This is a genomic window from Paenibacillus glufosinatiresistens (assembly GCF_031470375.1).
Taxonomy (GTDB): domain Bacteria; phylum Bacillota; class Bacilli; order Paenibacillales; family Paenibacillaceae; genus Paenibacillus_AQ; species Paenibacillus_AQ glufosinatiresistens.
Genome location: NZ_JAVFHT010000034.1, coordinates 1 through 9442 on the forward strand (window position 1 = coordinate 1; position 9442 = coordinate 9442).

Consider the following 9442-nt stretch of genomic DNA (forward strand, 5'->3'; position numbering starts at 1 on the left):
ATTATTGCTTTAGTGATGGTCGCATTTTTAGTCTTAAGTCCCTTAGGCGACTGGTTAGGTGTGCAACATTTTTATGAATGGCTGAACTATGTCCTGAAAACAGGTCATTCAGCATGGCGTTATTTCATACTTATTTTCTATCTTGTGCCTTATGCTTTATTTGGAGGACTTATATATGCCATTTTAAGCGCGTATAAGCGCATTTAATATAAATGTTGAATAAAAACCACATTTGAGGTAATAAAAAAGCTGTATCAAGCTTAAAATAGCTTAGAAATGAAAAGGAGAAACTCAATTGGTCTTTTTAGGTGCTTTTATAGCCATTGCATGTGCTTTGTTTATCATCTTTTATTTACCTTATTCAGAAAAGAGAAATAAAAGGTAACACACGCCATTATGCCGAGAAAATTTATTGTGCATTGAGAAGAACCCTTAATTAAACTGTTTCGACGAATGTCGGTATAGCGTGAGCTATGAAACCGACGAGTCGACAGTTTTTGGGTTTATTAAGGGTTCAGAGGCTCAATGTCAATAAAGCAATTGGAATAATGCATTAAAGTTATATTACTTATTGCTTTTTTAAATAATAAAAACCAACCACAAGTGTGGTTGGTTTCCTTTTTGTCTTTTGAATTTGTGAGGGGCAAATTGCCCCGAACTTTTTAATATCTTTTTATAAATCTTTTTAAAACCTTTTTAGGAGGCATTTGATCCTCAGAGTGACAACGAATTTGAGATGTTAAAGGCAACCAATCATTAAACTAAAGGCAACCAATCATTAAACTAAAGGCAACCAATCATTAAACTAAAGGCAACCAATCATTAAACTAAAGGAACTTTTTTTATATTAGGTTTCTTTATGTTATTATTGTTTATAAAATAGTTATTATAAGTATTTTCAATTAAAGTTAATAGGAATCTTTATTCTATAAAGGTTTCTTTTAGATTGGAGTGGAGTTAGTTGAGTGGAGAAACAGTAGTATATAAAAATGATATGAATTTAGTTCCATTGAGAAAATTTAATAATACTGAAGTTAATCTATTTTTTACTTTGTGTAATAAATTAAAAGATAAAGGCAATTTGACTGTTAATGTGCCATTTGAAGAATTAAAAGAATTAAGTAATTACTATAGTCATGATAAAAAGCTTTTTATTCAAGATTTAGAAAAATTCTATGATAAAGTTTTCTCTTTAACATATAGAGAAGAAACTGAGAATGTTATTAGAAAATTTATTCTTTTTACTAAAGTAGAAATTTATAAAGATAAAGAGTATGTGGCTATTGGTGTTAATCCAGATTTAGAACATATTATTAATTCATTAACTAGTAACTTCACTAAATTTGAACTTAGAGAAATGACACACCTTAAATCTACATATTCTAAGCATATGTTCAGAATACTTAAGCAGTATAAACATACTGGCTATGTAAAAATTAAAATTGATGATTTTAGAGAACGGCTAGATATTCCTAATAGTTACCGTATGACAAATATTAATCAAAAAGTATTAGCCCCTATCATTAAAGAATTAGGCTTTATTTTTAATAACCTTAATATCAATAAAATAAAAGCGAAAAAAGGACGTAAAATTGAATGGCTAGAGTTTACATTTGACGCTGAGAAACGTATTCACAATAAACGACAGCCACAAATGGTGAATATAGGTAAGTCACGACAATATGTAAGTCGTGAAAAAACACCAAAATGGTTGGAAGAACGCACATATGAAAAACAAACACAAAATGAGTATGATCCACAATTAGAGAAAGAACGAGAAGCCTTTTTAAAACAACTTGAAGTCGATTGGGAAGAATAGAAAAGTTTACAAAAGATAGTATGAAAGATATACTTAAAGTAACAAATGAATTATAAACTAGCATATACAAAAAAGACACAAGTGCTGATAACACTCGTGCCTTAGTAAGCCCGTTAAAAAGACGGTGACTTTCGTATGAAATCAAAATTAACAATAGATCATCTACTCGTCAAAGTTGAGATGGTCTATTTTTTTTGGTCGTTTCTAATTAATACTAAACCGATGATGGTTAATACAATCATCAGCATTTCATAATCAGACAATGCTAGTCCTTTCTAGGAGCAAAAACCAAAACCATAGGCATCACCCCATTTTCATGAGATTAGCCACCATCGATCCAACTTGCTTACATTGATTATTATATAGATGTAAGTAAGTTTTTTAAAGTTGTGTTTAAATATATAACTTCAAGTGTATACAGGCATACAGTATGCGTGTATACATGATACATGCATACAGTATGCAACACTTAGACATTGATAACTGAATAAAGATACAAAATTTTATTTAATGAAAATGCATGAAAACGCGTGGTTAAGGGAATGTATAAAATATGAATAATCGATAATCCAAAAACGAAGGGACAAACGCTGAAATGACGGCGTTTGTCCCTTTGTGTTAAGTTGACATAATTACTGATTATAGGTAGTTACTTTGTATAGCTTATTCATAATTAATTTCTATACCATGCTGTCTTAGGCCAGTTTTTATGATTTGGTTTCCCTTTCCATGATGAACAATCTTTAACACCTTTTTTCTTCACATTTAATCCATCGCACTTAGTCATTTTTCCTATAGAAGAACATTTATAAGCTTTAGCATGGTACCAGCAGTCACTCTTATAAAAATCTGCATATGCTTTAGGATGTTTTTTCGACCAATATCTATGATCCGATTTAGTTCCATTAAATCTATTACAATGAACGTGAGTTCCTTTTTTTACTTTTTGTCCATCTTTTTGACCTTTATATGATTTGCTATAAAGTGAAGTACCTTCTGGTATTTTTCCATCATCTTTACCATCCATACTGCCAACAAAATCAGAGAAATTAATCACTTTAGTTCCACTTTCATTACTTCTATTAGCAGTATTATTTTTCTTATCTGGGTTTGGTAATGTATCTTCTATAGTAACTTTATTATCTTTCTTAATAACATGAAAGTTACTATCTTCTTTCTCAATATCTTTAAATTGTTTCATTGTTTTTGAATCAACTTGAGATACATCATAAGTACCAACTAATTTAACATTTTGAGGAGCCGTATTTTCTTCTGCCTTACTAGTATTTGATTGTAACGATCCTATCCCTGTACTAGTTATTAAAATACTTGCTAAAAATATTTTTGTGAATTTTTTCAATTTTTACATCTCCTTAAAAATAATTATATTATGTAGAAAAAGCTTTCATTTTTACGTTATCATAAATCATAAAAAATTTTTAAAGAAGAGGCGTTAATTCATGAAAAGAACATTATATATATTTGTTATAATAGCTTTTTTGATAATTTGTTACATTTTTTTAAACTTTTTATTTTTCGATAAATGGGTTTGCTATTCTAGCGAAAAACAAATCAATAGTTATATAAAAAATCACGATACAAAAAAATTACATGATATAACAGATAATAATAAAACTTATCAAATTTTAAGAAACTCTAAAAAAGTATCAATTAAATTACGATCAGATAATCAAGGAAGTGAGGGCATCGGATATTACCAAGTGAATCTAAATGATAAACCTGCGAAACTTTATATAAAAATTAAGCATGCTTTTATCCCAGAAGTGCCTGAGGTTAAAACAATAGAATTAGAATAATAAATAACAAAAGGGAACTCAATAATGAGTTCCCTTTTGTTGCCATAACATGCATTATAGGTAGTTAATTTGTATATTTTATGTATAAGCTTATTTAATATTAACATTACTTGAATATACTATGTTTTACAGAATAAATTCATAAATGTATATGTTACATTAAGTATGTAAGTGTTAATAGTAAACTTTCGAATATATTCATTTTTGCTAAAAACTTACAAAAATAACAATATTTATTAGGAGGATTACAATGAAAATAGTAGTTATTGGTGCTACTGGCACAATAGGTAAAAGTGTATCTAAGAAACTTAAAGAAAATAATCATGAAGTTATTGAAGTTGGCAGTAAATCTGGTGACTATCAATTAGATATTACCTCTCCAACAGAAGTAGAACAAATGTATAAAGATATTAAAGATATAGATGCTGTTGTTAGCGCTACAGGAGGCGCAACTTTCAAATCTCTATCAGATATTAGTTTAGAAGAAAATAATGTAGCTATAAAAAGTAAATTATTAGGACAAATAAACCTTGTTTTAATAGGTCAACACTATTTAAATAAAAACGGTAGCTTTACTTTAACTTCCGGAATTATGATGGATGATCCTATTCTATTAGGTTCTTCAGCAGCTATGGCAAATGGCGGTGTTGCAGGATTTGTTACATCAGCAGCTATAGAATTAAAAAATGGTTTAAGAATTAACAATGTAAGTCCTAATGTCGTTGAAGAAGCTTTAGATAAATATGGGGAATTCTTCAAAGGATTTACAGCGGTTCCAGTTGATAAAGTAGCAAATGCATTTATTAAAAGTGTTGAAGGTGCTCAAACTGGACAAACGTATAAAATTTATTAATTTTTTAGTGTGTCATTATCCTATATTCAATTTTCATTAACTAAAAATTTTTAATTCAAAGGGGATTTAAGAATGAAGAAAAATTATAAATTGATAATTATCGGTGGCGGTTTAGTAGGTCTATCAACAGCTTATAACTTAGTGACAAATTATAATGGCTATTCTACTGTCAAAGGCGAAGATATTTTAGTTCTAGAAAAAAATAAATTTTTTAACGATAAAGGCAGTAGTGCAGGCAGTACTCGACAATTTAGATATCAATATACTGAAAAATATATGACTGAATTAGTAATACAATCTATTCCAGACTGGCAAAAACTTCAACAATTTACAACTAATAGTTTAATTGAACATGTAGGTAGTTTATGGTTCGGAGACCCTAAACTTCCAACTACAGAAGGTGGTATAAACCCAGCTGAAAAAACAATGGATAAAACAGGAGTTCCATATTCCAATTTGAATAAAACACAAATTGAAAATTGGTATCAATTTAAAAATCTTCCAGATGATTATGTCGGCTTTTATCAAAAAGATGGTGGTGCCATAAATTTACCAGAAACATTAAAAACTTTTTATAGTCAAGCTTCTATAGCTGGCGTTCAAATGTTAGAAAACACTCCTGTATTAGATATTAAAAAAGAAAATGGAAAATATACTATTCAAACAGGAGAACATGAATTCACAACAGAAAAAATACTTGTGTCTACTGGAGCATATGTAAATGACATTACAAAACATTTTGATAAGCAAATAAAATTAGATATTTGGGATATGGTTTCAGCATACTTCGAAAAAACAAATCCTAATATTGACTATCCTACTTGGTTTGCTTTTCAACAACCAAATGACGAAAATAGTAATTTATATTATGGCTTCCCAGAATTGGATTGGAAATACAAAAATTATATTAGAGTGGCTCCTGATTATCCATTTGCAATATATGATTCTCCATCTGAAAGAAAAAAACCAACTTCTGAAGATTTCAAAGGGACTGAAGAATGGGTTAAGAACCACATGACTGATTTAGATAGTAATGCTAAATTCAAAAGCACTTGTATGTTAGGATTACCTAAAAATAAAAATAAATTATTATATTTAGATTTTATAACTGATGATAAAAATGTTGTTGTACAAACTGGAGGTTGGGTTGCTAAATTCGCACCTACTTTTGGAAAGATTTGCAGTCAGCTATTAATAAATGGACGTACAGACTATAATATTAGTCATTTTAAAATTGAAAGTGAGGATTTAAAATGACTTCTAAAATAACAATGAATGATATTAATTATATAAATGGAATTAATGACGACCTAGATATAGATATTGCAATTGTTGGAGCAGGAGTATCGGGGATTTATAGTGCATATCGATTTCTAGAAGATGATAGATATAATAACAAAAAAATAGGTATATTTGATTTAAATGATAAAATTGGTGGACGATTAGAATCAATTGTACTGCCTGAATCAAATGTTACTGGCGAATTGGGTGGAATGAGATATCTAACAAGTCAAAAAATAACAACTTCTCTAATAGAGAATATATTTAAATTAAAAAATAAAAAATTTGAAACTGGAGAAACCTCAAGCCATACTTTCTATCTAAGAGGTCAACGTTTTAAAGAAAATGAGTGGGAAGAAAATCAAAAAAAGCAAGATAAATTTTATACCAGATATTTTATGTCAGAACAACTTCAAGGCTATCACCCAGATCAGTTATTTAACAAAGTTATTGCTGAGGTATGTTTAAATGATCCTTGGTTTAATGATAGTTACAATAATAAAATAGAAAAGCAAGACGATTATAACTATAGTTTTAAATTAAGCAGTGAAGATTGGGACAATATAAAGCGCAATTTAATATATTACAAAGATAACAGCCCCTATAACCAAATGAAATTGTATAATATTGGATTTTGGAATTTGCTCAAAGATCAATTAGGTAATGAAGGGTATGAATTTTTAGCTAATGCAGGTTCGTATTACTCTAATACATTAAGTTGGAATTCTTCAGAGGCATTCTCATATATTGTTGGAGATTTTACTGATGGAGTAGAATATAAAACAATAGATGAGGGTTATGATCAACTTGCTTATTCTTTAGCTAAAAGAGTCTCTGAAAATGATAACGTAACATTATATTTAAACTCTGAACTAAAAACTTTCTCTAAAGATAAAGAAAGCTACGAATTAGAACTAGTTAATGTAAATACAACAAAAACAAAGAAAGTAAAAACAAGAGAAATTATATTAGCTATGCCAAAAAGATCACTGGAATTACTAGATCAAGATAATTTCTTTTTTAAAGATGCTTCACATTCAAAGGTTAGCAAATTAATAGATACCGTATATGCAGAACCTTCGTTAAAACTACTATTAGGTTTTGAATATCCATGGTGGAGAGAATGTTTAAACTCTTACTATGGCAAATCTACTACCGATTTGCCAATGCGACAATGTTACTACTTTGGTGTAGATGAAGATAATCAACATTCACTTTTATTAGCAAGCTATAATGATATGAGAACTGTTAATTTCTGGAAATCTATGATTAGATCCAATGATAATAAATTTATTCAACACGATGAAATAAAAAGCAAAAATAATAATTTAGAATTGTTCAATGAAAAATATAGTGACGAAGTCACTAATGTTATGGTTGAAGAATCAATAAATCAATTAGAAGAACTTCATGATATTAAAATTCCAAAACCCTATGCCAGTCTTGTAAAAGATTGGTCTAAAGATCCATTTGGTGGAGGATATCATGCCTGGCATACTGGAATAGATGTTCAAAAAACAATGAAATTAATAAGAAAACCCTACGAATACGAAAATATTTATATTGTAGGAGAAGCATATTCATCTGATCAAGGTTGGACAGAAGGAGCTTTCAAAACAGCAGAAAAAATGTTACAAGAACATTTTGGATTAGAAAGACCCGAATGGTTGGATAGTGATTACTATTTAGGATGGTGATTTTCTTGTTTATAGTGGCTATAAATTAGCCACTATTTTTTCGTTAGAAAAAATCCTAAGGGGCTTGGGGATTATCCCCAACAAGCAGGCGTAGCTACCACTTTAGTGGCTAGCAAAGCCAATGCTTGCCAAACCACTTAACGACTTGATTAATTTTGCTTTACCCTGTAAAGTAAAATTATATTAAGGAGTTATCTTTCGAAGAAAGCGTGGTGGGAATAATGAGCGAACAAAACACATTTGTGGCTAGCGACGAAACTGTTGGGCGAAACCATAAACCCAACCGTAAGGAGCCGAAACAAATCAGTTTTCGTGTGAGCGAATCCGAATATTTAAAGTTGAAACAGTCAGCTGAAACTTTAAATATGAGTGTGCCTGCTTTCGTTAAGAAAAAGGCACAGGGCAGTCGATTGGTCGCACCGAAATTGGATAAAGAAACGCGACAATCGATAGCCAAAGATTTGAGTATGTTGGGCGCAAATGCCAATCAGATTGCCAAATATTGCAACCAACATCAACATGAAGCACCGAACTATGAAGCATTAGAACGCAATATCAGTGAATTACGTGAAAGGCTTGATGAGATATGGCAACAACTAAATTAAGTGCGACTAAATCAACGTCACGTGCCATTAATTACGCTGAGAAACGAGCCGTAGAGAAAAGTGGTTTAAATTGTGATGTCGACTATGCCAAATCGAGTTTCAAAGCCACTCGTGAGTTATATGGCAAAACCGATGGGAATCAAGGGCATGTCATTATTCAATCGTTTCAACCGGGCGAAGTCACGCCCGAACAATGTAATCAATTAGGCTTAGCACTCGCTGAAAAGCTCGCACCGAATCATCAAGTAGCGGTCTATACGCATGCCGATACAGACCATGTACACAATCATATTGTAATCAATTCAATTGACCTCGAAACAGGTAAGAAATTTAATAATAATAAACAAGCCTTACGTAATGTCAGAGATTTCAATGACGAGGTTTGCCTGGAACATGGTTTAAGCGTGCCAGAAAAGGACACAGCACGCTTACGTTATACGCAGACAGAAAAAGCGATTGCTGACCCTAATACGAAATCAACAGCCCAATATTCATGGAAAGATGAGATTAGAGAGGCGATAGACCAATCACAAGCAACGAATATGGATGAATTCAAAGACCATTTAAACCAACATGGTATTGAAATTGAACGTGTGACACCCAAAAGCATTACCTATCGACATTTAGCTGAAGATAAAAAAGTACGTGGCCGTAAACTCGGCGAAGATTACAATAAAGGAGGTATCGAAGATGGCTTTGAAAGACAAATTCAACGACAAAAACAACAAGAACGAGACTCAGACACCGAATGCCAGCCAAAACGACCAACTTCAAACCGTGATGAATCAACTGAACGAGATACAGGCGTCACTCAATCAGATTGGGACCAATTCGCCCAAGACACAAATGAGCTTGAGCGTAGCCGACAAGCTGCAGAATCAGCAAGACTTGCTGATGAAAAGGCTCGAAGAGATCGAGAAGAGAGAGAACGAGCGAAACAAGCGTCACGACGAATTATTAACAACGATCGAGACCACGGCCTCGAACTTTAATCAAGCGACTGAAATCACACAAAAGCGTTTTATCAGTGTAGCGAAACACTATATTGAACGCATTAATAACGATAATTTAAAACAAGATTTTCAAACAGCCATCCAAGAAGAATTGAAAGATGTAAAAACAGACACACATAAGGCGATTGAGCAATTACAAACTAACCAAGCCGAACTGCGACAAGCCAATAATGATTATAAAAAAATGATAGATGAACGTATCAAGCATAACGACACAGCGATGAAACAATATGATCAAGCCTTTCATCGTTTAACCCAAGGCATTACAGCGATGTTTTTTATTATTGCTTTAGTGATGGTCGCATTTTTAGTCTTAAGTCCCTTAGGCGACTGGTTAGGTGTGCAACATTTTTATGA

9 protein-coding genes and 1 pseudogene are annotated in these 9442 nt (G+C 31.4%); 9 read left to right on the forward strand and 1 reads right to left on the reverse strand.

Annotated features, from left to right (window positions below; translation table 11 throughout):
• A pseudogene (locus RBI05_RS19050) lies at positions 1–207 on the forward strand (mobilization protein); the annotation flags it as partial.
• Between the two features lie 754 nt (positions 208–961).
• Positions 962–1819, forward strand: coding sequence for a replication initiation protein (locus RBI05_RS19055; protein ID WP_002458658.1), 858 nt, complete (start codon positions 962–964; stop codon positions 1817–1819).
• A gap of 673 nt (positions 1820–2492) precedes the next feature.
• Here RBI05_RS19055 and RBI05_RS19065 read toward each other — a convergent pair.
• On the reverse strand, positions 2493–3179 hold the full coding sequence (locus RBI05_RS19065) for a hypothetical protein (protein WP_002477842.1): 687 nt from the start codon (positions 3177–3179) through the stop codon (positions 2493–2495).
• A 100-nt stretch (positions 3180–3279) separates the two neighbouring features.
• Between RBI05_RS19065 and RBI05_RS19070 the strand changes: the two genes are divergently transcribed.
• The 7 genes from RBI05_RS19070 to RBI05_RS19100 all read left to right on the forward strand — a co-directional run.
• Entirely contained in the window at positions 3280–3636 is a 357-nt protein-coding gene (locus RBI05_RS19070) for a hypothetical protein (RefSeq protein ID WP_002477841.1), read from the forward strand.
• A gap of 250 nt (positions 3637–3886) precedes the next feature.
• Entirely contained in the window at positions 3887–4489 is a 603-nt protein-coding gene (locus RBI05_RS19075; RefSeq protein ID WP_002502820.1) for a short chain dehydrogenase, read from the forward strand.
• Positions 4490–4561: 72 nt separating this feature from the next.
• Entirely contained in the window at positions 4562–5746 is a 1185-nt protein-coding gene (locus tag RBI05_RS19080) for an FAD-dependent oxidoreductase (protein WP_154836199.1), read from the forward strand.
• Positions 5743–7467 (forward strand): flavin monoamine oxidase family protein, encoded by a 1725-nt coding sequence (locus RBI05_RS19085; RefSeq protein WP_310552198.1) that lies wholly within the window; start codon positions 5743–5745, stop codon positions 7465–7467. Before RBI05_RS19080 ends, RBI05_RS19085 begins: the two co-directional genes overlap by 4 nt.
• A gap of 221 nt (positions 7468–7688) precedes the next feature.
• Complete coding sequence (locus tag RBI05_RS19090; protein WP_002458659.1) at positions 7689–8072, forward strand: plasmid mobilization protein; 384 nt, start codon at positions 7689–7691, stop codon at positions 8070–8072.
• Positions 8054–9064 (forward strand): relaxase/mobilization nuclease domain-containing protein, encoded by a 1011-nt coding sequence (locus RBI05_RS19095; RefSeq protein WP_195225637.1) that lies wholly within the window; start codon positions 8054–8056, stop codon positions 9062–9064. The genes RBI05_RS19090 and RBI05_RS19095 overlap by 19 nt, the downstream gene beginning before the upstream one ends.
• Positions 9065–9077: 13 nt before the next feature.
• Positions 9078–9442 (forward strand): mobilization protein (locus RBI05_RS19100; protein ID WP_310552200.1); only part of this gene is annotated, 365 nt, incomplete at its 3' end.

Coding starts and splice junctions, on each gene's coding strand:
- RBI05_RS19070 (WP_002477841.1), top strand. CDS start 3,280: ATGAAAAGAACATTATATATATTTGTTATAATAGCTTTTTTGATAATT.
- RBI05_RS19075 (WP_002502820.1), top strand. CDS start 3,887: ATGAAAATAGTAGTTATTGGTGCTACTGGCACAATAGGTAAAAGTGTA.
- RBI05_RS19080 (WP_154836199.1), top strand. CDS start 4,562: ATGAAGAAAAATTATAAATTGATAATTATCGGTGGCGGTTTAGTAGGT.
- RBI05_RS19085 (WP_310552198.1), top strand. CDS start 5,743: ATGACTTCTAAAATAACAATGAATGATATTAATTATATAAATGGAATT.
- RBI05_RS19090 (WP_002458659.1), top strand. CDS start 7,689: ATGAGCGAACAAAACACATTTGTGGCTAGCGACGAAACTGTTGGGCGA.
- RBI05_RS19095 (WP_195225637.1), top strand. CDS start 8,054: ATGGCAACAACTAAATTAAGTGCGACTAAATCAACGTCACGTGCCATT.